18 protein-coding genes are annotated in these 25,448 nt (G+C 66.8%); 8 read left to right on the top strand and 10 right to left on the bottom strand.

Features of this window, described 5'->3' with window-relative positions:
• Positions 1 to 2,709, bottom strand: a complete 2,709-nt coding sequence (gene aceE, locus MHZ91_RS10515; RefSeq protein ID WP_175138964.1) for a pyruvate dehydrogenase (acetyl-transferring), homodimeric type — start codon at positions 2,707 to 2,709, stop codon at positions 1 to 3.
• Between the two features lie 352 nt (positions 2,710 to 3,061).
• Here aceE and MHZ91_RS10510 point away from each other — a divergent pair, with 352 nt between their 5' ends.
• The 6 genes from MHZ91_RS10510 (at position 3,062) to MHZ91_RS10485 (ending at position 9,757) form a co-directional block, all read left to right on the top strand.
• The gene (locus MHZ91_RS10510; protein ID WP_105238467.1) at positions 3,062 to 4,816 is read left to right on the top strand and encodes a PAS domain S-box protein; all 1,755 of its coding nucleotides are present in this window, start codon (positions 3,062 to 3,064) and stop codon (positions 4,814 to 4,816) included.
• Positions 4,813 to 5,439, top strand: a complete 627-nt coding sequence (locus MHZ91_RS10505; RefSeq protein ID WP_056570132.1) for a response regulator transcription factor — start codon at positions 4,813 to 4,815, stop codon at positions 5,437 to 5,439. Before MHZ91_RS10510 ends, MHZ91_RS10505 begins: the two co-directional genes overlap by 4 nt.
• Positions 5,436 to 6,287, top strand: coding sequence for a bifunctional methylenetetrahydrofolate dehydrogenase/methenyltetrahydrofolate cyclohydrolase FolD (gene folD, locus MHZ91_RS10500; RefSeq protein ID WP_175126081.1), 852 nt, complete (start codon positions 5,436 to 5,438; stop codon positions 6,285 to 6,287). The genes MHZ91_RS10505 and folD overlap by 4 nt, the downstream gene beginning before the upstream one ends.
• Before the next feature lie 239 nt (positions 6,288 to 6,526).
• The gene (locus MHZ91_RS10495; RefSeq protein ID WP_239213547.1) at positions 6,527 to 8,593 is read left to right on the top strand and encodes a M3 family metallopeptidase; all 2,067 of its coding nucleotides are present in this window, start codon (positions 6,527 to 6,529) and stop codon (positions 8,591 to 8,593) included.
• 185 nt (positions 8,594 to 8,778) lie between these two features.
• A complete protein-coding gene (locus MHZ91_RS10490) occupies positions 8,779 to 9,393 on the top strand; it encodes an SCO family protein (protein ID WP_175126079.1) in 615 nt (204 codons plus the stop codon).
• A gap of 112 nt (positions 9,394 to 9,505) precedes the next feature.
• The gene (locus MHZ91_RS10485) at positions 9,506 to 9,757 is read left to right on the top strand and encodes a GlsB/YeaQ/YmgE family stress response membrane protein (RefSeq protein WP_008158223.1); all 252 of its coding nucleotides are present in this window, start codon (positions 9,506 to 9,508) and stop codon (positions 9,755 to 9,757) included.
• Between the two features lie 126 nt (positions 9,758 to 9,883).
• Here MHZ91_RS10485 and adeC read toward each other — a convergent pair whose 3' ends face one another.
• From adeC to MHZ91_RS10470, 3 genes are read right to left on the bottom strand one after another with little or no spacing between them, the layout of a single operon-like run.
• Positions 9,884 to 11,362, bottom strand: coding sequence for an AdeC/AdeK/OprM family multidrug efflux complex outer membrane factor (gene adeC, locus MHZ91_RS10480; protein ID WP_218343512.1), 1,479 nt, complete (start codon positions 11,360 to 11,362; stop codon positions 9,884 to 9,886).
• The gene (locus MHZ91_RS10475) at positions 11,362 to 14,541 is read right to left on the bottom strand and encodes an efflux RND transporter permease subunit (RefSeq protein ID WP_175185178.1); all 3,180 of its coding nucleotides are present in this window, start codon (positions 14,539 to 14,541) and stop codon (positions 11,362 to 11,364) included. The genes adeC and MHZ91_RS10475 overlap by 1 nt, the downstream gene beginning before the upstream one ends.
• Before the next feature lie 13 nt (positions 14,542 to 14,554).
• Positions 14,555 to 15,748 (bottom strand): efflux RND transporter periplasmic adaptor subunit, encoded by a 1,194-nt coding sequence (locus MHZ91_RS10470; RefSeq protein WP_175185213.1) that lies wholly within the window; start codon positions 15,746 to 15,748, stop codon positions 14,555 to 14,557.
• A 349-nt stretch (positions 15,749 to 16,097) separates the two neighbouring features.
• Between MHZ91_RS10470 and MHZ91_RS10465 the strand changes: the two genes are divergently transcribed.
• Positions 16,098 to 17,009, top strand: a complete 912-nt coding sequence (locus MHZ91_RS10465; RefSeq protein WP_175126096.1) for a LysR family transcriptional regulator — start codon at positions 16,098 to 16,100, stop codon at positions 17,007 to 17,009.
• 201 nt (positions 17,010 to 17,210) lie between these two features.
• On the opposite strand, the gene MHZ91_RS10460 is transcribed toward MHZ91_RS10465, so the two are convergent.
• A complete protein-coding gene (locus tag MHZ91_RS10460; RefSeq protein ID WP_175126076.1) occupies positions 17,211 to 17,942 on the bottom strand; it encodes a pseudouridine synthase in 732 nt (243 codons plus the stop codon).
• Positions 17,943 to 18,101: 159 nt separating this feature from the next.
• Here MHZ91_RS10460 and MHZ91_RS10455 point away from each other — a divergent pair, with 159 nt between their 5' ends.
• Complete coding sequence (locus MHZ91_RS10455) at positions 18,102 to 18,725, top strand: chorismate lyase (RefSeq protein ID WP_175138961.1); 624 nt, start codon at positions 18,102 to 18,104, stop codon at positions 18,723 to 18,725.
• Between the two features lie 116 nt (positions 18,726 to 18,841).
• On the opposite strand, the gene MHZ91_RS10450 is transcribed toward MHZ91_RS10455, so the two are convergent.
• Genes MHZ91_RS10450 through MHZ91_RS10430 form a run of 5 tightly spaced genes read right to left on the bottom strand, consistent with a single transcriptional unit; the run spans position 18,842 to position 25,443 of the window.
• Positions 18,842 to 19,705, bottom strand: coding sequence for an oxaloacetate decarboxylase (locus MHZ91_RS10450; RefSeq protein ID WP_191578151.1), 864 nt, complete (start codon positions 19,703 to 19,705; stop codon positions 18,842 to 18,844).
• A 10-nt stretch (positions 19,706 to 19,715) separates the two neighbouring features.
• Positions 19,716 to 21,065 carry an FAD-dependent oxidoreductase gene (locus tag MHZ91_RS10445; RefSeq protein ID WP_255809359.1) on the bottom strand — a complete coding sequence of 450 codons (1,350 nt, stop codon included), beginning with the start codon at positions 21,063 to 21,065 and terminating at the stop codon, positions 19,716 to 19,718.
• Between the two features lie 44 nt (positions 21,066 to 21,109).
• Positions 21,110 to 21,718 (bottom strand): cysteine hydrolase family protein, encoded by a 609-nt coding sequence (locus MHZ91_RS10440; protein WP_175138958.1) that lies wholly within the window; start codon positions 21,716 to 21,718, stop codon positions 21,110 to 21,112.
• 9 nt (positions 21,719 to 21,727) lie between these two features.
• The gene (locus MHZ91_RS10435; protein ID WP_218343509.1) at positions 21,728 to 23,776 is read right to left on the bottom strand and encodes a hydantoinase/oxoprolinase family protein; all 2,049 of its coding nucleotides are present in this window, start codon (positions 23,774 to 23,776) and stop codon (positions 21,728 to 21,730) included.
• Positions 23,773 to 25,443 carry a hydantoinase B/oxoprolinase family protein gene (locus MHZ91_RS10430; RefSeq protein ID WP_239213545.1) on the bottom strand — a complete coding sequence of 557 codons (1,671 nt, stop codon included), beginning with the start codon at positions 25,441 to 25,443 and terminating at the stop codon, positions 23,773 to 23,775. The genes MHZ91_RS10435 and MHZ91_RS10430 overlap by 4 nt, the downstream gene beginning before the upstream one ends.
• Between the last annotated feature and the right edge of the window lie 5 nt (positions 25,444 to 25,448).

Raw genomic sequence — 25,448 nt, 5'->3', positions numbered from 1 at the left:
TCAGGCGTATTGCGGGTTGGCTTTGTTCGGATTGATGCCGTACTTCTTGATGGCTTCGGCCACCTTGGCAACCGGCACCTTGCCTTCGTCGGCCAGCGCACGCAGGGCGGCGACGACGACGAAGTGGCGATCCACTTCGAAGTGCTCGCGCAGCTTGGCGCGGAAATCCGAGCGGCCGAAACCATCGGTGCCCAGCACCTTGTATTCGCGGCCCTTGGGCACGAACGGACGGATCTGGTCCGCAAAGAGCTTCATGTAGTCGGTCGACGCGATGATCGGGCCTTCCGTCTTGGCCAGCTGTTCCGTGACGTAAGCGACCTGCGGCTTCTTCTCGTCGGGATGCAGCATGTTGTGGCGTTCTGCGTCCAGGCCGTTGCGGCGCAGCTCGGTGAAGCTGGTGACGCTCCAGAGGTCGGAAGCGACATCCCAGTCGGCAGCCAGCAGTTCCTGCGCGGCCATGACTTCGCGCAGGATGGTGCCCGAACCCATGAGCTGCACGCGGTTCTTGCCCTTGCCGTGCGACTTGAGCTTGTACATGCCCTTGATGATGCCTTCCTCGTCGCCCTTGGTCAGACCGGGCTGCGGGTAGTTTTCGTTCATCACCGTCAGGTAGTAGTAGACGTTTTCCTGGTCTTCCACCATGCGCTTCAGACCGTGCTGGATGATCACGGCGAGCTCATGACCGAACGTCGGGTCGTACGACACGCAGTTCGGGATGGTCGAGGCCAGGATGTGGCTGTGGCCGTCTTCGTGCTGCAGACCTTCGCCGTTCAGCGTCGTGCGGCCGGCAGTGCCGCCCAGCAGGAAGCCGCGCGCCTGCATGTCGCCGGCAGCCCAGGCCAGGTCGCCGATACGCTGGAACCCGAACATCGAGTAGTAGATGAAGAACGGGATCATGATGCGGTTGTTCGAGGAGTACGACGTGGCCGCCGCAATCCACGAGCTCATCGCGCCCGCTTCGTTGATGCCTTCCTGCAGGAGCTGGCCGTCAGCCGCTTCCTTGTAGTACATGACCTGGTCCTTGTCGACCGGGGTGTACTTCTGGCCTTCCGGCGCGTAGATGCCGATCTGGCGGAACAGGCCTTCCATGCCGAAGGTGCGCGATTCGTCAGCCAGGATCGGCACGACGCGCGGACCCAGTTCCTTGTCGCGCAGCACCTGGTTCAGGATGCGCACGAAGGCTTGGGTGGTCGAGATTTCGCGGCCTTCCGCGGTGGGTTCCAGCACGGCCTTGAAGGCGTCCAGCGCGGGGGCCTTCAGTTGCTCGTCGGCCTTGGCGCGGCGGCGCGGCAGGTAGCCGCCCAGCGCGGCGCGGCGCTCGTGCAGGTACTTCATTTCGGGCGAATCTTCGGCCGGCTTGAAGTACGGCAGATCAGCCAGCTTGTCGTCCGGGATCGGGATGCCGAAGCGGTCGCGGAATTCGCGGATGGAATCCAGTTCCAGCTTCTTTTGCTGGTGGGTCGGGTTCTTGGCCTGGCCGACGTGGCCCATGCCGTAGCCCTTGATGGTCTTGGCCAGGATGACGGTCGGCTGGCCGGTGTGGTCGGTGGCCGACTTGAAGGCCGCGTACACCTTGTGGGGGTCATGGCCGCCACGGTTCAGGCGCCAGATGTCCTCGTCGCTCATGCGCGACACGGCTTCCAGCAGCTTGGGGTGCTTGCCAAAGAAATGTTCGCGGACGAACTTGCCGTCGTTGGCCTTGTACGCCTGGTACTCGCCGTCGACGGTTTCTTCCATGATCTGGCGCAGGATGCCTTCCTTGTCGTGCGCAAGGAGCGGATCCCAGTAGCCGCCCCAGATCAGCTTGATGACGTTCCAGCCCGAACCGCGGAAGTCGCCTTCCAGTTCCTGGATGATCTTGCCGTTGCCGCGCACCGGGCCGTCCAGGCGCTGCAGGTTGCAGTTGATGACGAAGATCAGGTTGTCGAGCTTTTCACGGGCCGCGAGAGCGATGGCGCCCAGGGACTCGGGTTCGTCCATTTCGCCGTCGCCGCAGAACACCCAGACCTTGCGGTTGCTGGTGTCGGCGATGCCGCGGGCGTGCAGGTACTTCAGGAAGCGAGCCTGGTAGATGGCCATCAGCGGGCCCAGGCCCATCGACACCGTCGGGAACTGCCAGAAGTCCGGCATCAGCTTCGGATGCGGGTACGAGGACAGGCCCTTGCCGTCCACTTCCTGGCGGAAGTGGTTCAGCTGGTCTTCGGTCAGGCGGCCTTCAAGGTAGGCGCGGCCGTACATGCCGGGCGAGGTGTGGCCCTGGAAGTAGACCAGGTCGCCGCCGTGGCCTTCGTCTTCGGCGTGCCAGAAGTGGTTCTGGCCGCAGCCGATCATGGTGGCCAGCGAGGCGAACGACGCGATGTGGCCGCCCAGGTCGCCGCCATCGGGCGGGTTGTGCTTGTTGGCCTTGACCACCATGGCCATGGCGTTCCAGCGCACGTACGAGCGGATGCGCGTTTCCAGTTCCAGGTTGCCCGGGTGCGCCGGCTCCAGGCCGGGGGGAATCGTGTTGACGTAAGCGGTATTGGGCGAGAACGGGATGTGAGCGCCGGAGCGACGGGCTTCGTCGATCAGGCGTTCCAGCAGGTAATGGGCGCGCTGCGGTCCTTCGCGATCAAGGACGGCTGCCAGGGCTTCGAGCCACTCCTGGGTTTCAAGGGTGTCTTCGTCGTTGGCGGCCTGTACGGCGCCAGCCTGGGCGTTAGAGGACATCGTGTGTCTCCTGTTGGGGTTCGTCGTGACCACACACCCGCTTATTGATCTACTCGCGGACATTGCATGGTAGCCGGGATCATCCGGGCTACCATGCAATGCATGGGGTCGGGGTGTTCGAAGGACCTGCCAGGGGCGGGTTTCCTGTCAGGCGGCATTCTAAGAAAGAAGATTAACCGGTCGCAAGGAAAATTTCATGTTGCGGTACGGCATTTCATAATGCGGAAAGTTGAACGGAAGCTGAATCGCTGAACGCCATACTTTTTACGGTCTAGGCCGAATGGTGGACTTGATTCCCGGCAATTCCCTCCCAACACGCACTAAAATGCGCGGTCTACCGGCCCCGAATTCCATGTCCAGCGCGCCCAAGTCCAACATACCCACGCCTTTCCACGACCACGCCCGCACCCGGCGGCGCGGGGTGTACTGGGTCACGCCCGCCATGGTGCTGATCCTCTATATCTGTGTGATGGCGGTGTTCTTCTGGCTGCAGCGCATCCATGACGACAGCGTCATGTTTGTCACGATAGACCAGGAGCTGCGTCAGCAACGCCTGATCTGGGTCGTGCTGGCGCTGTCCTGCGTTATTGTCATCAGCCTGCTCATGCTGTGGCGCTACACCCGCTTCCGGTCCACCGCCGAGGCCGCGCTCATTGCCGAAACGGGTTTTCGGCGCGCCATGGAAAACTCCATGTCCACGGGCATGCGCGTGCTCGACATGGAAGGCCGCATCGCCTACGTGAACCCCGCCTTCTGCCGGATGATCGGCTGGAACGAGGCCGACCTGATCGGCCGCAGCCCGCCCTTCCCTTATTGGGTGCCTGGCCGCCACGAACAGCACCAGCACACGCTGGACGTGCTGATGTCGGGCAAGACCCCCAGCAGCGGCCTGGAAGTCGAGGCGCAGCGGCGCGACGGCTCGCGCTTCACGGCGCGCATGTATGTGTCCCCGTTGCTGGACCCCAATGGCAACCAGATCGGCTGGATGACGTCCATGACGGACATCACCGAGCCCAAGCGCATCCGCGAGGCCCTGACCGCCGCACACGAGCGCTTCATGACCGTGCTGGAAGGCCTGGACGACGCCATCTCGGTCACGGCCGACACGCACGACGGGCTGGAACTGCTGTTCGCCAACCGTACATACCGCCGCGTGTTCGGCGCGCAGACGGGTGGCCACGACGAACTGCTGGCCGGCCGCCGCGGCCGCTTCACCGACGAATCGGTCGAGGTCTTTGCGCCGTCGGTGCAGCGCTGGTTTGAAGTGCACCACCGCATGCTGGCCTGGACGGACGGCCGCCGCGTGCGTATGCAGGTGGCGCGCGACATCACCGAGCGCCGCGGCCACGAGGAAGCGTCGCGCGTGCAGCAGGAAAAGATCCAGCTCACCAGCCGCCTGACCACGATGGGGGAAATGGCCTCGTCGCTGGCGCACGAACTGAACCAGCCGTTGACGGCCATCGCCAACTACAGCATGGGCGCAGTGGCGCTGGTCAAGGCCGGCCACACCAGTCCCAACATGCTGCTGCCCGCGCTGGAAAAGGCCGCGTCCCAGGCCGAGCGCGCCGGCAAGATCATCAGCCGCATCCGCGAATTCGTGAAGCGCAGCGAGCCGCGCCGTCAGCGCGTCGCCATCGGCCGCATCGTCGACAACGCCATCGGCTTTGCCGAAATCGACGCCCGCAAGCGCCGCATCCGCATCGACAGCTTCGTGCCGTCCAACGCGCCCGACGTCCTGGCCGACCCCATCCTGATCGAACAGGTGTTGCTGAACCTGCTCAAGAACGGCCTGGAAGCCATGGAAAAGAGCGAGTCCGACGAGCTTAAGGTTGCCGTAATTCTTCACGAGCAGCATATCGAGGTGGCCGTGGTGGACCGCGGCCACGGCCTTGCCGAACCCGAGCGCCTGTTCGAACCGTTCTTCAGCACCAAGTCGCAGGGCCTGGGCATGGGGCTGAACATCTGCCGTACCATTATCGAATCGCATCACGGCCGCCTGTGGGCTGACCCCAATCCCGCCGGCGGTACTATCTTCCGCTTCACCCTGCCCTGCGCTGCCACCCAGACGCAGGCCCAGAACGATCAGTCCGAGGAGTTGCACGCATGAACACGCCCCACCTGTCGAGCACGGTATTCATTGTCGATGACGACGAAGCGGTCCGCGATTCGCTGCGCTGGCTGCTGGAAGCCAATGGATACCGCGTTCGCGCCTACGCCAGCGGCGAGTCCTTCCTGGAAGACTACGACGCCAGCCAGATCGGCGTGCTGATCGCCGACGTGCGCATGCCCGGCATGAGCGGCCTGGAGCTGCAGGAACAGCTCATCATCCGCAACGCGCCGCTGCCCATCGTGTTCATCACGGGCCACGGCGACGTGCCGATGGCGGTGTCCACCATGAAGAAAGGCGCCGTCGACTTCCTGGAAAAGCCGTTCAACGAATCCGACCTGCGCGAAATCGTGGCGCGCATGCTGGAGCAGGCCACGCAGCGCGTGAGCAAGCACCAGGCTCAGAAGGACCACGAAGCCATGCTGGCCCGCCTGACCGCGCGCGAGCAACAGGTGCTGGAGCGCATCGTCGCCGGCCGCTTGAACAAGCAGATCGCCGACGACCTGGGCATCAGCATCAAGACCGTCGAGGCGCACCGCGCCAACATTATGGAAAAACTTGAAGTGACCACCGTTGCAGATTTGATGAAAGTGGCCTTGGCCAAACCCGAGGCACACGCATGACCGCAAGGATTATTGACGGCGCGGCCCTTTCGCAGCGCATTCGCGAAGAAGTCGCCCAGCGTGTTTCGGCTTTGGCCGAAAAAGGCACCCGCCCCGGCCTGGCCGTCGTGCTGGTCGGCGCGGACCCCGCCTCGCAGGTGTATGTGCGCAACAAGGTCGCGGCCTGCGAAAAGGCCGGACTGCATTCCGTGAAAGAGCAATACCCGGCCGAGATGACCGAGGCCGAACTGCTGGCCCGCATCGACGTGCTGAACCAGGATCCCAGCATCCACGGCATTCTGGTGCAGTTGCCCCTGCCCAAGCACATGGACGCCCACAAGGTCATCGAGGCCATCGCGGCCGAGAAGGACGTTGACGGCTTCCATATCAGCAACGCGGGCCTGCTCATGACCGGGCAGCCGCTGTTCCGTCCCTGCACGCCGTACGGCGTGATGAAGATGCTGGAATCGGAAGGCGTGACGCTGCGCGGCGCTGAGGCCGTCATCGTCGGCGCCAGCAACATCGTGGGCAAGCCCATGGCCATGCTGCTGCTGCAGGCCGGCGCCACCATCACGATCTGCAACTCCAAGACGCGCGACCTGGCGGCCCAGACCCGCCGCGCCGACGTGCTGGTCGTCGCCACCGGCAAGCCCGGCATGATCGACGGCTCGATGATCAAGCCGGGCGCCGTCGTCATCGACGTGGGCATCAACCGCGGCGCCGACGGCAAGCTGTGCGGCGACGTGGATTTTGCGTCTGCCAAGGAAGTGGCCGGCGCGATCACGCCCGTGCCGGGCGGCGTGGGTCCGATGACCATCGCCATGCTGCTGGTCAATACGGTCGAAGCGGCCGAACGCGCTGCCGGGTAAAGCGTAGACCTCGGTGTCTGACACCCGTGTGAGTTGCGCTTCAGATTGAACGGGCGTCTCAAGGGTGTCAGACACCTGCCGCGAATTGGTGACGAACACCATCCGATCCTCGGCGCCGCCGGGCATGGCGCCATCCCCTTGGTCAGGCCTTGCGTTCAGGCCGATCGCCCTCACCTGATCCTTATCGCCTTCGCCGGCGCGCCTGACGCGCCGCCTGCCACTCATCAGCCGGTAACACCATGACCCAGAACCCCCTGCTCGCTCCCGTGTCCGAACTGGTCGATTACGCGGCCGTCAAACCCGCGCACATCGTGCCCGCCGTCGAGGAACTGCTGGGCATTGCCCGCAAGGCCGTCGACCACGCCGCCGACCCCGCGCTCGCGCCCACCTGGGAAGCCGTGGCCGAGCCCCTGGACACCGCGTCCGAGCGCCTGTGGCGCGCCTGGTCGGTGGCTGGCCACCTGAATGCCGTGGTCAACACGCCCGAACTGCGCGAAGCCTATAACGCCGCCCTGCCGCTGGTCACCGAGTTTTCGACCTGGGTCGGCCTGCACGAAGGCCTGTACAAGCAATACCAGCGGCTGGCTGCCGCACCCGACTTCGCGTCCTGGTCGCCGGTGCGCCGCCGCATCGTCGAAATGGCCTTGCGCGATTTCCGCCTGAGCGGCGTCGAACTGCAAGGCGCCGACCGCGAACGCTATGCCGCGATTTCCGACCGCGAGGCCCAGGCGTCGCAGAAGTTTTCTGAAAACGTGCTGGATTCCATCGATGCGTGGTCGCTGATCGTTGAAGACGAAAGCCGCCTGGCCGGCGTTCCGGCGGACGTGATTGCCGCCGCCCGCGCCGCGGCCGAGGAAGACGGCAAGGCCGGCTGGAAGCTCACGCTGAAGATGCCCTGCTACCTGCCCGTCATGCAGTACGCGAAGGACCGCTCGCTGCGCGAGGCGCTGTACCGTGGCTACGGCACGGTCGCGTCCGAACAGGGCGATGCCAAGTTCGACAACTCCCCGCTGATCGAAGAACTGCTGGCGCTGCGCGCCGAGGAATCGGGCCTGCTGGGTCTGGGCACCTTCGCCGCGCTGCGCCTGCAGACGCGCATGGCCCGCGACGCCAAGGAAGTCACCGTGTTCCTGCGCGATCTGGCCGCCCGCGCCAAACCGTACGCGCAGCGGGATCTGGCGGAACTTACCGCCTACGCCACCGGCGAGCTGGGGCTGGACAGCCTGCAGCCTTGGGACGTGGCCTACGCCTCGGAACGCCTGCGTGAATCGCGCTACGCGTACTCCGAAGACGAGGTGAAGCAATACTTCACCGAACCGCGCGTCCTGGCGGGCCTGTTTGACGTCATCCAGACGTTGTTTGGCGTACGCCTGACCGAAACGCCCGTGTCGTCCTGGCACGGCGACGTGCGCGGCGTGCGGGTCGAAAGCCCCGACGGCGCGCTGATCGGCCACCTTTATCTGGACCTGTACGCGCGCGCCGGCAAGCAGAACGGCGCCTGGGTCGACAGCGAGCGTACGCGCCGCGTCGTGGCCGGCAAGGTGCAGACGCCGATCGCGTACCTGACCTGCAATTTCTCGCGTCCCAACGGCGACCGTCCGGCCGTGCTGACGCACGACGACGTCATCACCCTCTTCCACGAAACCGGCCACGCGCTGCACGCGCTGCTGTCCGAAGTCGACGAGCCCGGCGCCGCGGCGTTTGCCAGCGTGGAATGGGACGCCATCGAACTGCCCTCGCAGTTCATGGAGAACTTCTGCTGGGAATGGGCCGTGGTGCAGAAGCTGTCGGCGCACGTGGACACCGGCGAGCCGCTGCCGCGCGCGCTCTACGACCGCCTGGTCGCCGCCCGCAATTACCAGAGCGGCATGCAGACCGTGCGCCAGATTGAGTTCGCGCTGTTCGACATGCTGATGCACGACCGCAGCAAGGGCGCGTCGATTTCCGAGGTGCTGGCGCTGTTGCAGGAAGTGCGCAAGGAAGTTGCCGTGCTGTTCCCGCCCGAATGGCATCGCCTGCCGCACGCCTTCTCGCACCTGTTCGCGGGCGGCTACGGCGCGGGCTATTACAGCTACAAGTGGGCCGAAGTGCTGTCGGCGGATGCCTACGAGGCCTTCGAGGAAGCCGCCGCCAAGCAGGCCGGCAACGCGCTGGGCACGCTGGATCCGGAAACGGGTGCGCGCTTCCGCCGCGAAGTGCTGGCCGTGGGCGGCTCGCGCCCGGCGGCCGAATCGTTCGCTGCATTCCGCGGCCGCGCGCCGCGTATTGATGCGCTGCTGCGCCATAGCGGGATGACGGCGAGCTGATGGCGGTGTCAGACACCTGACGCCTGTCGCACGCCGCGCCTGCCAAGACGGCCCGCCATCGCGCGGGCCATTTTTTTGCTCCGGACTTGCGCGTGCACAAGGCAAGGCATTGCAGCCGTATGCGGCTCTCCTCAGATCCTGCAGGTAGAATCCGAAAGGTTTACCCCCTTCCGGCTACTGGACCCATGCGACACCTGATTACCGGCCGCTTCTTTCGCGGACTGCTGTTGAGCTTGTGTGTGTTTCTTGCCGCCTGCGGCGACAGGAATGTGGACTGGACGCTTTACAACGTCAAGGGCCACCTGCCCGACCTGAAGTTCTCGCTGCCCGGCGCGGGCGGCAAGACGGTCAGCAGCGACGACCTGAAGGGCAAGACGGTGCTGCTGTTTTTTGGCTACGCCAGTTGCCCGGACATCTGCCCGACGACCATGGCGCAGCTGACCGCGGTGCTGCAGAACCTGGGCGACAAGGCCAAGGACGTGCGCATCCTGTTCGTCAGCGTGGACCCGCACCGCGACACGCCGGACATCCTGCAGGCCTACGTCAACGCCTTCAACAACAACGCCATTGGCGTGACGGGCAACGAACGGCAAGTGGCTGACCTGGCGCGCCGCTATCGCGTGGCCTACCAGATCGAAAAGCCCCGGCCGGGTGACGACGCCGACATGTACGAGGTGACGCACAGCCGCGGCGTGTACATCTTCGACAAGGACGGCAAGGCGCGCCTGCTGGCCTCAGACACCGACAGCATCGAGACGCTGACCAAGGACGTGCGCCAGCTCATCGACCTGACCTCCTGACGCGGCGCGCAGGTCCGCACACCAGTTGTTACAACGGTGGCGTACGGGGTGCGGGTATCCGTGGGTATCATCAATCCACTTCGCCCCCTTTTCCCTAGTAAGGAGTACGCGCATGAGCATCATCATCATGATCATCGTCGGGTTCATCGTGGGTCTGATCGCCCGCGCCATCATGCCCGGGGACCAGAACATGGGGATCATCATGACCACCATTCTGGGCATCATCGGCGCCGTCGTTGCCGGCTTCCTCGGCCAGTCGCTGGGGTGGTATCAGCCCGGCGAACCCGCTGGCTGGATCGGATCCGTCGTCGGCGCGATCATCGTGCTGTTCGTGGTGGGCCTGATCGCCAAGAAGCGCACCTGACGTCTGCGTCCTGCACGCAAAGAAAAACGGGCCGATCGCGAGATCAGCCCGTTTTGCATTGCAGGCGCCAGGAATGGCCCTATAAGCAGCCCATAAGCGGCGCCCAGCGCGCCGCCCCTGGTAGCGTCAGCCCGCCGGCGTGACCGGCGCGGCAGGCGCCGCCGCCGTGCGTTCCGTCCACCCGCCGCCCAGCACCTTGTACAGCGTGACCAGATTGGTCAGGCGCGCCAGGCGCGTGTCGACCAGCGCCTGCTGCGAGGTATAGAGCGAGCGTTGCGAATCCAGCACGCTCAGGTAGTCGTCGATGCCCTGCCGGAAACGTTGCTCCGACGCGTCATACGCGCGCTGATTGGCGTCCACCAGCAGGCGTTGGGCCTGGATCTGCTCGTCCAGCGTGCCGCGGCCGGCCAGCGCATCCGCGACTTCGCGGAAACCCGTCTGGATCGACTTCTCGTACTGGGCCACCTGGATGTTCTTCTGCACTTTCGCCAGGTCCAGCCCCGCCAGCAGCGAGCCCCCCGCGAAGATCGGCACGGTGATCTGGGGCACGAAGCTCCACGCCCCCGAACCGCCGTCGAACAGGCCGCCCAGGCTGGCGCTGGCGGTGCCGGCCGAACCCGTGAGGCTGATGGTCGGGAAGAATGCCGCACGCGCCGCGCCGATGTTGGCGTTGGCGCCCTTGAGCTGATGCTCTGCCGCGCGGATGTCCGGGCGGCGGGTCAGCAGGTCGGACGGCAGGCCGGCGGGCAGCGTGGTCGGCAGCATGCTGTCGTCCAGTTTGACTGCGTTGTCCAGCGCCGTGGCCATCTGCGGCGACAGCGGCTGACCGACCAGCAGCACAAGCGCATTGCGGTCCTGCGCGGCCTGGCGCGTGTATTGCGACAGGTTGCGTTGGGCGGTGCGCAGCGAGACTTCGGCCTGGCTCAGGTCCAGCGCCGTGGACAGGCCCTGGTCGTAGCTCTGCTTGGTCAGGTTGTAGGAATCTTCCTGGCTCTTGAGCGTGTCGCGCGTCAGGCTGAGCAGCTCCTGGTCCGCGCGCAGCGTCAGGTAAGCATTCGCCACCTCGGCGATCAGCGTGAGCTGCGTCGCCGTGCGCGTTTCGTCCAGCGCCAGGTAGGATTCCAGCGCCTGATCGCTCAGACTGCGGATGCGGCCAAAGAGGTCCAGTTCCCAGGCGGACATGGCAGCGCCCACCTGATAGCTGTGGCTGGTGGTGGCCTGGCCGCTGGGCGACAGGTCGGCCGGCGTGCGCTGGGCAGAGCCCTGCCCAGCCACGCCGATGCTGGGCGCCAGGTCGGCGCGCTGGATGCGGTACTGCGCGCGCGCGGCCTCGACATTCAGCGCCGCCACCCGCAGGTCGCGGTTGTTGACGAGCGACTGCTCGATCAGCTGTTGCAGCAGCGGATCGCCGAAAAAGTCGCGCCAGCCGATGTCGGCCACGGCCATGCCGCCCGGCGCGGCCGCCTGGGCCGCGTTGTAGGCGGCGCCCGTGGGATACGCGGCGTCGATGGGCGCATCGGGACGCTCGTACGTGGGGGCCAGCGAGCAGCCCGCCAGGGCCGCCGCCAGGGATACAGACAGCAAGGTTCTCATCTGGAGTTTCATTACGGTTGACCCTCCGCCGGCACGTCGTGCGGCCCCTTGGCGCTGGTGTCGTGTTTGTCGACGTTTTCGCTCATGCGCTTGACCTTGAACACGCGCAGCATGATGACGAAGAAGGCCGGGACGAAGAAGATGGCCAGGAACGTGCCGGTCAGCATGCCGCCGATCACGCCCGTGCCGATGGCGTTCTGGCTGCCCGAGCCCGCACCGCTGGAAATCGCCAGCGGGGTCACGCCCAGGATGAACGCCAGGGACGTCATCAGGATGGGACGCAGACGCTGACGGGCGGCGTGGATGGCCGACTCGGTCAGGCTGGCGCCCGCTTCATAGTGCTCCTTCGCGAACTCCACGATCAGGATGGCGTTTTTGGCCGCCAGCCCGATTGTCGTCAAGAGACCCACCTGGAAGAACACGTCGTTGGACAGACCACGCAGCAGCGTCGCCAGCAGCGCGCCGATGATCCCCAGCGGCACCACCAGCATGACCGCGGACGGAATGGTCCAGCTTTCATAGAGCGCCGCCAGGCACAGGAACACCACGATGAGCGAGATCGCGTACAGCGCGGGCGCCTGGGCGCCGGACAGGCGTTCTTCGAACGACAGGCCGGTCCATTCGAAACCGACGCCGACCGGCAACTTGGCCGCCAGGCGTTCCATTTCTTCCATGGCTGCGCCCGAGCTGTAGCCCGGCGCCGCCTGGCCCTGGATGTTGTACGACGGCACACCGTTGTAGCGGTTCAGCTTCTGCGGACCGAAGCTCCACGTTGCGCTGGAGAACGCCGAGAACGGGACCATGTCGCCATCCTTGTTGCGCACGTACCATTTGTTCAGGTCTTCCGGCAGCATGCGCGAGGATGCCTCGCCCTGCGCGAACACCTTCTTGACGCGGCCACGGTCGATGAAGTCGTTGACGTACGACGAACCCCATGCGGTGGCGAGCGTGCTGTTGATGTCCGACACGGCCACGCCCAGGGCGCGGGCCTTTTCGCGGTCGATGTCCAGCTGGTACTGCGGCGCGTCTTCGATGCCGTTGGGACGCACGCCCGCCAGCACCGGGCTCTTGCCGGCCTCGCCCAGCAACTGGTTGCGCGCGGCAAGCAGCTTCTCGTGGCCCACGCCGGCACGGTCCATCAGCTGGAAGTCAAAGCCGGTGACGTTGCCCAGTTCCATGACGGAAGGCGGCGGCACGACGAACAGTTGCGCGCGGCGTTCCGTCTTGGCGAAGTGCGCGTTGGCGCGTCCTGCCACGGCGGCGGCCTTCAGGCTGGCGTCGCCGCGTTCTTCCCAGTCGCGCAGCTTGATGAACAGGATGGACGCGTTCTGGCCGCGGCCGCCGAAGTTGAAGCCGTTGACCGCGAACACCGAGGTGACGGCGTCCTTTTCTTCGGTCAGCAGGTACTTGGTGGCGTCGTCGATGACGGCCTTGGTGGCTTCAGCGGTGGCGCCGGCCGGCGTCTGGATCTGGGCGAACAGGATGCCCTGGTCTTCGGCCGGCAGGAACGCGGTCGGGATGCGGGTGAACATCCAGCCCATCGCGATGACCAGCGCCAGGTAGACGACCATTAGGCGCTTGGTGCGGTTCAGGCCGCGGGCGACGGTATTGGCGTAACCGTTGCTGCTGCGCTCGAACGTGCGGTTGAACCAGCCGAAAAAGCCCTTCTTGGCGCCGTGATGGCCCTTCGGAATGGGCTTGAGCAGCGTCGCGCAAAGCGCCGGCGTGAACACGATGGCGACGATCACGGACAGCACCATCGAGGACACGATCGTGATCGAGAACTGCCGGTAGATCACGCCCGTGGAGCCGCCGAAGAACGCCATCGGCACGAACACGGCCGCCAGCACCATCGCGATGCCGATCAGGGCGCCGGTGATCTGGCTCATGGATTTGCGGGTGGCCTGCTTGGGCGTGAGGCCCTCTTCGGCCATCACCCGCTCGACGTTTTCGACCACCACGATGGCGTCGTCAACGAGCAGGCCGATGGCCAGCACCATCCCGAACATCGTCAAGGTGTTGATGGAATAGCCGAACGCCGCCAGCACGCCGAACGTGCCCAGCAGCACCACCGGCACGGCCAGCGTGGGAATGATGGTGGCGCGGAAGTTCTGCAGGAAGAGATACATCACCAGGAACACCAGGATGATGGCTTCGACCAGCGTCTTGAACACTTCATGGATCGACAGGCTGACGAACGGCGTCGTGTCGTACGGATAGACGACGTCCATGCCCGGCGGGAAATACGGCTTGAGGTTGTTGATGGTGTCGCGCACCGCCTGCGCCGTGTCCAGCGCGTTGGCGCCCGGCGCCAGCTTGATCGCAAGGCCCGAGGCCGGGTTGCCGTTGTAGAAGCTGTCGATGGCGTAGGTCTGGCCGCCCAGTTCGATGCGCGAGACATCACGCAGGCGCACCTGCGAACCGTCGGAATTGACCTTCAGCAGGATCTGGCCGAAGTCCTCGGCCGTCTGCAGGCGCGACGGGCCGATGATGGTGGCGTTGAGCTGCTGGCCGCGCACGGACGGCAGGCCGCCCAATTGCCCGGACGAGACCTGGACGTTCTGTTCCTTGATGGCGGTGGTGACGTCGACCGTGGTCAGCCCGTAATTGACGAGCTTGGCCGGGTCCAGCCAGATCCGCATCGCGTACTGCGAGCCGAAAAGCTGGAAGTCGCCCACGCCCTGCGTACGGCTGATGGGATCCTGGACGTACGACGCGACGTAGTCGGCCAGGTCGTCCTTGGTCATCGTGCCGTCGGTGGACACGAAGCCGGCCACGATCAGGAAGTTCTTCGTGGCCTTGGTGACGCGGATGCCCTGCTGCTGCACTTCCTGCGGCAGAAGCGGCTGCGCCAGCGCTAGCTTGTTCTGGACCTGCACCTGCGCGGTGTCGGGGTTGGTGCCCTGCTTGAAGGTCAGCGTGATGGACATGCTGCCGTCGGAGTTGCTTTCCGACGAGATGTACTGCAGGCCGTCAAGACCGTTCATCTGCTGCTCGATCACCTGCACCACGGTGTCCTGCACGGTCTGCGCGGACGCGCCCGGGTAGGTCACCGCGATGCCGATGGCGGGCGGCGCGATGTTGGGGTACTGGGCGACCGGAAGCTGCAGGATGGACAGCGCGCCGGCCAGCATCAGCACGATCGCGATCACCCAGGCAAAAACCGGCCTGTCGATAAAAAACTTTGCCATGCGTGGCTCCTGATTACTGCTTGGCCGGCGCGGCGGGGGCAGCGGCCCCCTGCGCATTGGCCGCTTGCGGCTGGGCCTTGGCGCCGGCTTCGGTGGCAACCACTTCAACGCCGGGGCGGACCATCTGCAGGCCTTCCACGATCACGCGGTCGCCGGCGGCCAGGCCGTCGGTGACGAGCCACTTGTCGCCGATGGCGCGGTCGGTCTTCAGGTCGCGCAGTTCGACCTGGTTCTTGGCGTTGACGACAAGCGCCGTCGGCTGGCCGCGCTGATTGCGCGTCACGCCGCGTTGCGGCACCAGCAGGCCGTCGGCGGCCACGCCGTCAGCCAGGCGCGCACGCACGAACATGCCGGGCAACAGACGCCGGTCGGGGTTGGGGAACACGGCGCGCAGCGTGATCGAGCCGGTGCCCGGGTCCACGGTCACTTCGGAGAACTGCAGCTTGCCGGACTCTTTGTATTGCGAGCCGTCTTCCAGCGTCAGCGTGACCTGCGCGGCCTGCTCGCCGTCCAGCTTCTTGAGCTGGCCGGTGGCCAGCGCGTCCTGCAGGCGCAGGAGCTGCACGCTGGACTGCGTGACGTCGACGTAGATGGGGTCGATCTGCTGCACCGCGGCAAGTGCGCTGGTCTGGTTGGCGGTCACGAGCGCGCCTTCGGTCACGGCCGAGCGGCCGATGATGCCGTCGATCGGCGACAAGACCTTGGTGTAGACGAGATTGATGCGGGCCGTGTCCAGCGCCGCCTTGGCCGACAGCACGTCGGCGGCGGCCTGATCGCGCGAGGCGACGGCGTTGTCGTAGGTCTGCTGACTGACCGCGCGGGTGGCGACCAGCGGCTTGTAGCGCTCGGCCAGCAGGGCGGCGGTCTTTTGCTGCGCCTGGGCGCGAGCCAGCGCGGCCTTCTGGCTGTCGACGTTGGCTTGGTAAAGAGCGGGATCGATCTGATAGAGCTGTTCGCCCGCCTTGACCTCGCCGCCCTCGGTAAAGAGGCGCTTCTGGACGATGCCGTTGACCTGCGGGCGGACCTCGGCGACGCGGAACGCAGAGGTGCGGCCGGGCAGTTCGGTAGTCAGGGAAACGGGCTGCGTCGCCAATGTGACGACCGTCACTTGCGGCTTGCCGCCCTGAGGCGCCTCTTGCTTCTTGCCGCAGGCGGCCAGTGTGAGGGCCGATGCCGTCAGCGCGACAACGGCCGCGCCGCGCCACATAGCGCTTTTCTTATTCATAGATTGCATTCCCGATTTCAATAAAGGTAGCCCCACGCCGCGCATGCGCCGCGTGCCTGATAGCCGTGAAAGGCCGTTTTGCCTGGGGCGATTCTGCGAAGAACATCAGCCCGTCAGACCGTCTTGGCGCGGTCCGTGGCGTTCGACCTGGGTGGATTCGCGTAGAACACGCAAGGCTGGACGTTTATCGCATTGCTGCATTGCAGAACTCGCATTCTGAGTTATCCCGCTTTAGAAACAAAGGGGCATGTTGAGAAAACATCATTCCATTTATGGGACAATCGTGCGATCCGCACTGTGACAAAATCGCGCCATGAAACGCCTACAGGGAATGGAACTCTTCGTCGAGGTCGCCAAAACGCACAGTTTTAGCCGCGCTGCGGCAACGCTGGGCGTCCCCAAGTCGACCTTGTCTCGCCAGGTGGCCGAATTGGAGCGGTCCGTGGGGCTGCGGCTGCTCAGCCGCACCACGCGCAAGGTGGAACTGACCGATGCCGGGCGACTGTATTTCGAACGCTGCCAGCGCATCGTGGCCGAAGCGCAGATCGCCCATGAAGAATTGCAGAAGCTGGTCGACACGCCCACCGGGCCGCTGCGGGTCAACATGCCCGCGGATTTCGGCACGGATTTCCTGGCTGAGTCGTTCATGGAGTTCTCCCGGCGCTATCCCGATGTGACGTTTTTCCTGGACCTCGCGAACCCGGACCACGCGTCTCGCGTGTTCCAGACCTGCGACGTGTCGATCGAAATCGGCGACCTGCCTGATTCGACCCAGATTGCAAGACTGCTGGGCATGCTGCCTGCCTACCTGTATGCCTCGCGCGATTACCTGGAAAAGCACGGTGAACCGAGGCATCCCAGCGACCTGACCCGGCACGAGTGCATCGAGTTCCGCGCGGAAGGCGCGGGCCGCGTGACGCGCTGGCCGCTTACGAACGGCGAGCAGCACATCGAGTTCACGCCGGGCAACCGGTTTTCCGTCAACGGCGTCGCCATGGCCCGGCGCCTGGCCATGCTGGGCGCGGGCATCGCGGTGCTGGTGGGTGGTCAGATGTCGGAACAGCAGTCAGGCCAGTTGCAGCGCGTACTGCCCGATTGGCAGTTGGGACCGTTTCCGGTGCATGCGGTCACGGAGACGCGGCTGCTGCCCGCCAAAACGCGGATCTTCATCGAATTTCTGATGGAGCGCCTGGGCAGCCACTGGCAAGCGAAGGATACGCCCGGTTTCATGAAATCCCGCTGAGATCGAAACCGACTGAAAAATCCTTCGGACGCTGACAAGTGTTGTCGAGTCAGGTGACCAATGCTGCGAGCGGTGTCTCGCTGTCGGTGTCAGACACCCTCTGGAGGGCAACTCAGGATGAAGGGGCGCTCACCAGGGTGTCAGACACCTGCGCTGGAGGCCATCTCACGATGGTGTGGACGGCGGGTGTCAGACACCAGCTCAGAACGATTCGTCGTCGCGCAGATAGCGCCATTGGCCCAGGGGCAGATCGCCCAGCGCCACACGGCCGATGCGTACGCGTTTCAGGCCGATCACCTTCAGGCCCACCAGTTCGCACATGCGGCGGATCTGGCGCTTTTTGCCTTCGCGCAGCACGAAACGCAGTTGATCGTGGTTCTGCCAGCGCACCTGGGCGCGCTTGAGCGGTTTGCCGTCCAGCGATAGTCCGTGGTTCAGCAGGGCCAGGCCGTTGTCGGACAGCTCGCCCTGAACGCGGACCAGATATTCCTTGTCGACCGTGGAGTCTTCGCCGATCAGCTGCTTGGCGACGCGGCCGTCCTGCGTGAGGACGAGGAGTCCTTGCGAATCGATGTCCAGGCGGCCAGCGACCGCCAGGCCTTCGAGGTGCGCGCGTTCGAAGCGCTGCGGGGCGCGGTCGTTGGCGAAGCGGGAGCGGGAATCGATCAGGGCGACGGCCGGCGTGTAGCCTTTTTCGGCCTGGCCGGAGACATAGCCCACGGGCTTGTTGATGAGGATGGTGACGCGGGAAGTCTGGCGCGCATGCGCCGCGCGCTCCAGCGTGATTTCCTGGTCCGGATAGGCCCGCGCGCCCAATTCGGACACGACGACGCCGTCGACGCGGACCCAGCCGCGCTCGATATAGCTGTCCGCCTCGCGGCGGGAACAGAGTCCGCGCTCGGACATGAGCTTGGAGATACGTACTTTTTCCATGGGCGGTATTGTATGCGGGTCGGCCGGTGCGGATCTCCAGTGCAGAGGACCAGTGCAGTCGGCCGGTGCGGCCGTCCAGCGCGGAACGGCCAGCGTCCCCTGCCCTGCGGCATTGCGACGCAGACGGCCTTCGGGCGGGGCTTGGCATAATACGCAGCCATGACGAAGCAACCCGCAGCCCATCGCCCCCCTCTCGCCGCTGGCTGGCTGGCGCAAGCCCCGGCCATTCTGTCCCCTGCCCAACGCCACTGGCTGTTCCGGCCGGGCGCGCTTACCGCTGGTCTCCGCCAGGTCGGGCAGGTGCGTCTGCGGGTGTTGGCCGAGTACGCCGACGGCGCGCCGGCTGACGAGGCGCGTGCGATGCGCATTGCGCCGGGCTCTCCGGTGTGGATCCGCGAGGTGTTGATGTCCGTGAACGGCGTGGACAGCGTGCCGGCGCGCAGCCTGACGCCGCTGACCGCGTCGCACGGCGCCTGGCAAGGGATGCGGCGCCTGTTGACCCGGCCGTTGGCCGACATGCTGTATCACGACAGTACGGTCATCCGGTCACCGTTCGCGTGCCGCCGCCTGGCCTCGCCCGTGCCGTTCCATGCCACCGCCTCGGACGTTCTTCCGCCGGAGGCACGCGCGCTGCAGGCCGGCCGGATCTGGGCGCGGCGCTCGGTGTTCTGGCGCCAGGGCCAGCCGCTGCTCGTGGCCGAGTGCTTCCTGCCGGACTTCTGGGATTTGATCGCCGGCCAGCCCGTGCCGCCGCTCGTGCCGCACCAGCGCACGCCGCGTTAAGGCGGGCTTGCTGAATTCGGGCCGTTGCGTAGACGTTCAGTCCACGCGGCGACCCGCTACTGCCGCACCCGCTCGCACCAACCCATACCGGAACCCTGCCCCCGCAGCCAGCGGGTTCAGCCCTCGTACCGCCGCCCCTGCTCCAGCAGTTCCGGCGTGCCGATCACGTCATTCAATCCATCGAAATCCAGCATCCTGTCCTTCCAGGGGCCCGTCGTGCCGTGCTGGCGCAGGCTGCCGTAGTAGCCCTGCAGCGTGTGCGCGACCGCGCGCGCCGTGCCGCCCGGGAAGATGACGATGCGAAATCCCGCTGCGGCGAGCGCGCCCGCGTCCTGCACCGGGGTCTTGCCGCCCTCCACCATGTTCGCCAGCAGCGGCACACGCGCTGCGAAGCGGTCGCACGCGGCGCGCATCTGTTCCGGCGTGCGCAGCGCCTCGATGAAAAGCGCGTCCGCGCCGGCTTCAAGATAGGCCTCGGCGCGGTCCAGCGCCGCGTCCAGGCCTTCGGAGGCCAGCGCATCCGTGCGCGCCAGGATCAGCGTGGATGCGTTGACCCGCGCATCAACGGCGGCGCGCAGCTTGCCGCACATCTCAGCGGCGGGAATCACGCTCTTGCCGTCCAGGTGGCCGCAGCGCTTGGGAAAGGTCTGGTCCTCAAGCTGGATCATCGCGGCGCCCGCGCGCTCGAAGCCACGCACGGTGCGCTGGGTGTTCAGCGCGTTGCCGAAGCCCGTGTCCGCGTCCACGATCACCGCGGCCGACACGCGTTCGGCGATACGGGCTAGCGTGTCTTCGACTTCGGTATAGGTGGTCAGACCGATGTCCGAGCGGCCGAGCCGCGTGTAGGCGATGGACGCGCCCGACAGGTACAGCGCGGTAAAGCCCGCCTGCTCGGCCACCAGCGCCGACAAAGCGTCGTAGACGCCGGGGGCCAGCACCGTGCCGGCCGCCAATTGCGCTTTCAAGTTCTGTGTTTGCATCTGGGGTTTCCTAATCCAGGCGGCGCCCGAGCAGCGCCGCCGCGGTGTCCGCGGCGATATGGCCGCCGGCCACCGCGCTGAGCAAGCCGTTGCCGGACAGATAGCCCGACACGTCGTTGCCCGATACGCCACGGGCGGCCCCGCCCGCAGCCAGCAGGTTGGGCAGCGCCCGGCCTGCGTTGTCCAGGACGCGGCATTGCGCGTCGATGTCCAATCCGCCTTGTGTGTGAAAGAGCGCGCCCGTCACCTTGATCGCGTGGTACGGCGCCTGCAGCGTGCGCTCGAAGCGTCGTCCCTGCGGGTCCGGCGCGCCGGGACGGACCGCGTCCAGCGTCTGGCCCAGCACGTCCGGATCGCAACCGATCAGCGCGGCCAGCGCCGCCACGTCGCCGCACGTCTTCAATGCCTGGCCTTGCTCGGCCTGCACGAAGTCGGGAAAGCCGCGCGCCAGGGCGAGTGTGCGGTCGTCAAAGACATTCCAGGCCACCGAATCCGGCTGCGCCAGCACGTGGACCGCGGCCTCGGAATAACCGTGCGTCTCGTCGTGAAAGCGGCGGCCCTCGCGATTGATCTGCACGCCGCCGTCCATCATCACCGCCCAGGAAATCAGCGCGCCCTGCGGCGTGGCCCAGGAGCCGTGGCCCTGGTAGCCGCCCAGGTCCGCAAGGCGCGCGCCCAGTTGCGTGCCCCACTGGATGGCGCTGCCGTCGTTGCCGACGTGGCCGCCATAGACGGCCTCGCGCATCGCGGGCAGGTACTCGCCGACCATCGCGGCGTTGCCGCCAAAGCCGTTGCAGGCCAGCAGCAGGACATCGCAGCCGATCACGTCGACCGAGCCGTCCGGGCGTTCGCAGCCGACGGCGGTCACGCGGCCGGCGTCGTCCGTCCAGATCTCGCGCGCCAGCGCGCGGGTCAGCAGATAGGCGCCGGCCTCGGTGGCGGCGCGTTCCAGGGCCGCGACCAGCGCCGCGCCGGTGCGCTCGGGCAGCGTGTGCATGCGCCGCGCGGTGTGGCCGGGGTACAGGAACCCGTCCAGCACTTCGAAACGCAGGCCATGCGAGGCAAGCCCGTCCATGGCCGCGGCGGCCGCGCCGGCGTAGGCAGCCACCAATTCAGGTGAGGCCGTGCCGTGCGCCTTGGCCTGGATGTCGGCGGCAAAGCGCGCCGCGTCATCCTCGATGCCCGCTGCCCGCTGCACGGCAGAACCGGCCGCGGGAATGAAGCCCGACGACAGCGCAGTGGATCCGCTGGGCACGGCATCGCGTTCGATCAGCACCGTCTCGATCCCGGCGCTGGCCAGGCGCAGCGCGGCGGTCAGGCCGCAGGCGCCCGCGCCGATGATGGCGACCGGCACGTGCATGGCGTCTGCGCCGGGCGTAACGCCCCGTCTGACGATTGGCGCACTCACGACTTCAGCCTGTCCAGCACGTCCTGGCACGTCACCACGTCGGCCACCGTGCGCAGATCCGCCAGCGCAGCTTCGTGCATCGCAGGCGTGGGCGCGGCGCAGCCGTCGGCCAGCACCGTCACGTGATAGTCGCGCATGTGGGCGTCGCGCACCGTGCTGGCAACGCCGCCGTTGGTGACGATGCCCGCCACCACCACGCTGGAAATGCCCGCGCGCCGCAGCACCCAGTCCAGCTGCGTGTTGAAGAAAGCCGAATACGCGACCTTCCAGACCGACACGTCGACCAGCCCGTCCAGCTCGGCCACGTTGGCCTGCCCTGTTGAACCGGCCACGAAGTCGCCGCGGCGCAGGAACGGGCGCAATTGCTTGAGATGCGGCGAGATCATGGGCTCGCCGTGCGCGTCGGGCCACAGCGTGAACTGGCTGGCGGCCACGAAGCCGCCCTGCCCTTTCAGCGCGCGGGCCACGGGCGCCACGCGCGCCGGCAGGGCTCTGGCCTGCGGGCTGACCGCGCCGCCGCGGTCATAGGCGCCGCCCGGCGCCAGGAAGTCGTTCTGCAGGTCGATGATGACCAGCGCGGTCGTGCGGGGATCGAAGGCGTGCATGGCGGGCTCCTACGATGCGGTGCGGACGATGAGCATGTTGCCCAGGGAATCGACCCGGCCCGCGAAGCCGGGCTCGATCCAGATGGTGGTGTCGGGCTGCTCGAGGATGGCGGGTCCCGCCACCTCGGCGCCGACCGGCAGGTCCAGGCGCGCGTAGCGCACGGCGTTGTGCCATTGCCCGGCGTGAAAGACCCGCTGGGTGCCCAGTGCCTCGGGCATGGCCGTGCTGGTCGGCGCCAGCAAGGCCAGATCGAACTTGGGCCGCTGGCCGATGCGGGCATAGCGCAGATTCAGGATGCGGACCGGAATGCCGGTCAGGCTGCGGCCGAAGGCGGCCTGGTAGGCGCGGTCGAATGCGGCCGCGATGCCGTCGCGGGAGAGGTCCGCGCGGCCCACTTCCACGCGCACGGTGTGGCTCTGGCCTACATACAGCATGTCCAGTTCGATGCTTTCGCGGATGCCCTCGAAGGACACGCCCGCCGAATCCAGACGCGCCTGGCACGCGTCCGCCAGCCCGTCGATGCGGGCCAGCAGGTCGGCCGCATCCAGCGCGTTCAGCGCTACGTTCAGGGTCTGGACGCCGTCGTGGCGCATGTCGGCCATGACGCAGCCCAGCGCCGAGGTCACGCCCGGATAACGCGGAACGATCCCGTGGGCGGCGTCCACCTCGTTCATCATGGCGCACACATGCAGCGCGCCGCCGCCGCCGAACGGCATGTAGGCGAACTTGCGCGGATCGTGGCCGCGTTCGATGGAGACGACGCGGATCGCGCCCGCCATCTTGGCGTTGGCCACGGTCAGGATGGCCTCCGCCGCGGCGTGGACGTCCAAGCCCAGCGGGCGCGCGACGTGCTCGTCAATGGCGGCGCGCGCCAGCTCGACGTCCATCTTGGCCAGAAGGCCGCCGCCCAGCGGACGTTCCGCGGCGATGCGGCCCAGCAGCACATTGGCGTCGGTAACCGTGGGGCGGGTGTTGCCGCGGCCGTAGCAGGCAGGACCGGGAATGCTGCCCGCGGACTCGGGGCCCACCTGCAGCAGGCCACCAGCGTCCACGCTGGCGATCGAGCCGCCGCCCGCACCGATGGTTTCGATCTGGATCATCGGGGCGCGCACGACCATGCCGAAGTCGATGGCGGTCTGCGCCGACAGCGAGGCCTCGCCCTCGGCCACCAGCGACACGTCGAACGAGGTGCCGCCCATGTCGCCCGTGACCACGTTGGGAAAGCCCGCGGCGCGCGCGATGGCCGCGCAGGCGATGACGCCGGCCGCCGGACCGGACAACGCCGTGCGCACGGGCACGTCGCACGCCGTCTGGCGCGACATGACGCCGCCATTGCTCTGCACCACCAGCAGCTCGCCTTCGAAGCCGTGCTGCTGCAGGTCCGATTCCAATCGCGTCAGGTAGCTGCCCACCACGGGCTGCAGCGCCGCGTTCAGCACGGCCGTCGAGCAGCGCTCGAATTCGCGGATCTCGGGCAGCACCTCGGTCGCGGCGGTGACGTTGCCGTTGGGCCAGATGGACCGCACGCGAGCCGCGGCCTGGGCCTCATTCACCGGATTGGCGTAGGCATTGACGAAGAAGACGCAGACCGCGTCGCAGCCCGCCTCCAGCAGCGCGCGCGCCGCGGCCTCGACCTGGTCCAGATCGACGGGCGTGTGCAACGCGCCATCGGCCAGCACGCGCTCGCGCACTTCCAGCCGCAGATCGCGCGGCACCACGGGTTCATAGTTGCCGCGCAGGCCCCATGTTTGCGGCCGGTCGCGCCGGCGCATTTCCAGCACGTCGCGAAAACCTTCGGTCGTGATGATGCCGGTGCGCGCGACCTTGCGCTCGAGCAGCGCATTGGTGCCCACGGTGGTGCCGTGCACGATGGTCGCGATGTCGCCGGCGCCGTCAGCCACCCGCGCAATGCCGTTCATGAAGCCGCGCGCTTCCTCGCCGCGCGTGGACGGCACCTTGACCACGCGGGCGCTGCCGCCCGCCTCGTCCAGCACGAACAGATCCGTGAACGTGCCGCCCACGTCCACGCCCACCACCAAACCTTGCGCCGCGCTCATGCCGACTGCTCCTTCTGAATGTCGCTCACATAGCCCATCTTGCGGTCGTGCTCGCGCGCCGCTGCATCGCGGCGGGCGGGCTCGCCATAGCCGCCTCCGCCCGGGGTTTCCAGGCGCACGCGGTCACCGCGCTGCAGCCGGATGCCCAGCATCTTCGAACTCATGGGCGGGGACAGCCACTGGCCATCCTGCTGATAGCGGAAGACGTTGAGCGCGGCCTGGCCGCCGCCCGCGATACCCTTGGGCGCGCTGCGGCCGCGTTCGCCAAAGATGAAGGCTTCGGCGCTGTCCTCCAGCAATTCGATTTCATAGATGGCGCCCAGGCCGCCCCGGTGCGCGCCGTCGCCCGCCGAGTCCGGCCGCAGCGCCCATTGCGTGAAACGCACGGGATACGCGGCTTCCAGGATTTCCAGCGGCGGAATGGTGGCGGTGGAGATCGGCGCGTTGCCGTGGCTCAGGCCGTCGCCGTCCGAATGACCGCCGTGGCCGCCGCCGAAGAAGCTGAACATGACCCAGCGCTGACCCTTGCGGGCGGCGTCGCTGCGATAGCCCGCGATCGACAGCGCATTGATCGTGCCGTAGGCCTGCGCCATGGCGCGCTCCGGCGCGGCCTGGGCCATGGCGCAGAAGATCACGTCGATCATGCGCAGGATGGTTTCGGTGTAGCCGCCCACCGGACGCGGGCGGTCGGCCGAGATCACCAGGCCATCGGGCAGCGTTACGTCCACCGCATCCAGCACGCCGGCGTTGGCCGACACGTCCGGGAACAGGTGCTTGAGCGCCACGTAGCAGGCCGCGATGGCCGTGGCGCGCGAGATATTGACCGGACCCGCGCACGCCGGTGACGTGCCGGTGAAGTCCAGCCCCAGCCGGTCGCCGGCGATGGTGAGCTTGAGCGCAATGCGCAGCGGCGCGTCGCGCACGCCGTCGTTGTCCAGCATGTCCTCAAACGCATACTCGCCATCCGGCAGGCGGGCGATGTGGTCGCGCATCAGGCGGCGCGCGCGTTCGCGCAGCGTGTCCAGGGACTCCAGCACCGTGGCGTCGCCGTATTCGTCGAGCAGGCCGTCCAGACGGCGCGCACCCAGTTCCAGCGCGGCCAGCTGGCCGTTCAGGTCGCCCCACAGGCTGTCGGGCAGACGCGTGTTCGCCTTCAGGATGGCCAGCACGTCCTGGTCCAGCACGCCGGCGCGCACGATCCGCACGGGCGGGATCTGCACGGCTTCCTGCCAGCACTCGGTGGCGGCCGGGTTGTAGTTGCCGGGCACTGCGCCGCCCACGTCGTGCCAGTGGGCCGCGGACGCCAGAAAGCAGAACAGCTTGCCGCCGCGAAACACCGGCTTGACCAGCTTGAAGTCGTTGGCGTGCGTGCCGCCCTCGTACGGATCGTTGAACAGCCACACGTCGCCGTCCGTCATGCCGCCGCGCTCGGCCGCAGTCTTGGCCGCCGCCTTCACCGCGAACGCCATCGCGCCCACGAAGACGGGCAGGCCCGACTTGCCCTGGATCAGCGTGGCGCCGGTGGCGGCGTCGTACATGCCGTGGCAGGCGTCATGGGCCTCGGCAATGATGGGGTTGAACGCGCTGCGGTACAGCGTCGCGTCCATTTCGTCGGCGATCTGTTCCAGGCGGCCCTTCAGAACCGCCAGGGTAACGGGGTCAAGCATGATGT

This window comes from Achromobacter sp. ACRQX, assembly GCF_022346505.1.
GTDB classification, from domain to species: Bacteria; Pseudomonadota; Gammaproteobacteria; order Burkholderiales; family Burkholderiaceae_B; genus Achromobacter; species Achromobacter animicus.
This window is presented reverse-complemented; position numbering and strand designations above follow the sequence as displayed.

Coding starts and splice junctions, on each gene's coding strand:
- MHZ91_RS10505 (WP_056570132.1), top strand. CDS start 4,813: ATGAACACGCCCCACCTGTCGAGCACGGTATTCATTGTCGATGACGAC.
- MHZ91_RS10465 (WP_175126096.1), top strand. CDS start 16,098: ATGGAACTCTTCGTCGAGGTCGCCAAAACGCACAGTTTTAGCCGCGCT.
- MHZ91_RS10440 (WP_175138958.1), bottom strand. CDS start 21,718: ATGCACGCCTTCGATCCCCGCACGACCGCGCTGGTCATCATCGACCTG.
- MHZ91_RS10430 (WP_239213545.1), bottom strand. CDS start 25,443: ATGCTTGACCCCGTTACCCTGGCGGTTCTGAAGGGCCGCCTGGAACAG.
- MHZ91_RS10445 (WP_255809359.1), bottom strand. CDS start 21,065: ATGCACGTGCCGGTCGCCATCATCGGCGCGGGCGCCTGCGGCCTGACC.
- adeC (WP_218343512.1), bottom strand. CDS start 11,362: ATGAAACTCCAGATGAGAACCTTGCTGTCTGTATCCCTGGCGGCGGCC.
- MHZ91_RS10455 (WP_175138961.1), top strand. CDS start 18,102: ATGACGAAGCAACCCGCAGCCCATCGCCCCCCTCTCGCCGCTGGCTGG.
- MHZ91_RS10475 (WP_175185178.1), bottom strand. CDS start 14,541: ATGGCAAAGTTTTTTATCGACAGGCCGGTTTTTGCCTGGGTGATCGCG.
- folD (WP_175126081.1), top strand. CDS start 5,436: ATGACCGCAAGGATTATTGACGGCGCGGCCCTTTCGCAGCGCATTCGC.
- MHZ91_RS10460 (WP_175126076.1), bottom strand. CDS start 17,942: ATGGAAAAAGTACGTATCTCCAAGCTCATGTCCGAGCGCGGACTCTGT.
- MHZ91_RS10470 (WP_175185213.1), bottom strand. CDS start 15,748: ATGTGGCGCGGCGCGGCCGTTGTCGCGCTGACGGCATCGGCCCTCACA.
- aceE (WP_175138964.1), bottom strand. CDS start 2,709: ATGTCCTCTAACGCCCAGGCTGGCGCCGTACAGGCCGCCAACGACGAA.
- MHZ91_RS10485 (WP_008158223.1), top strand. CDS start 9,506: ATGAGCATCATCATCATGATCATCGTCGGGTTCATCGTGGGTCTGATC.
- MHZ91_RS10490 (WP_175126079.1), top strand. CDS start 8,779: ATGCGACACCTGATTACCGGCCGCTTCTTTCGCGGACTGCTGTTGAGC.
- MHZ91_RS10510 (WP_105238467.1), top strand. CDS start 3,062: ATGTCCAGCGCGCCCAAGTCCAACATACCCACGCCTTTCCACGACCAC.
- MHZ91_RS10495 (WP_239213547.1), top strand. CDS start 6,527: ATGACCCAGAACCCCCTGCTCGCTCCCGTGTCCGAACTGGTCGATTAC.
- MHZ91_RS10450 (WP_191578151.1), bottom strand. CDS start 19,705: ATGCAAACACAGAACTTGAAAGCGCAATTGGCGGCCGGCACGGTGCTG.
- MHZ91_RS10435 (WP_218343509.1), bottom strand. CDS start 23,776: ATGAGCGCGGCGCAAGGTTTGGTGGTGGGCGTGGACGTGGGCGGCACG.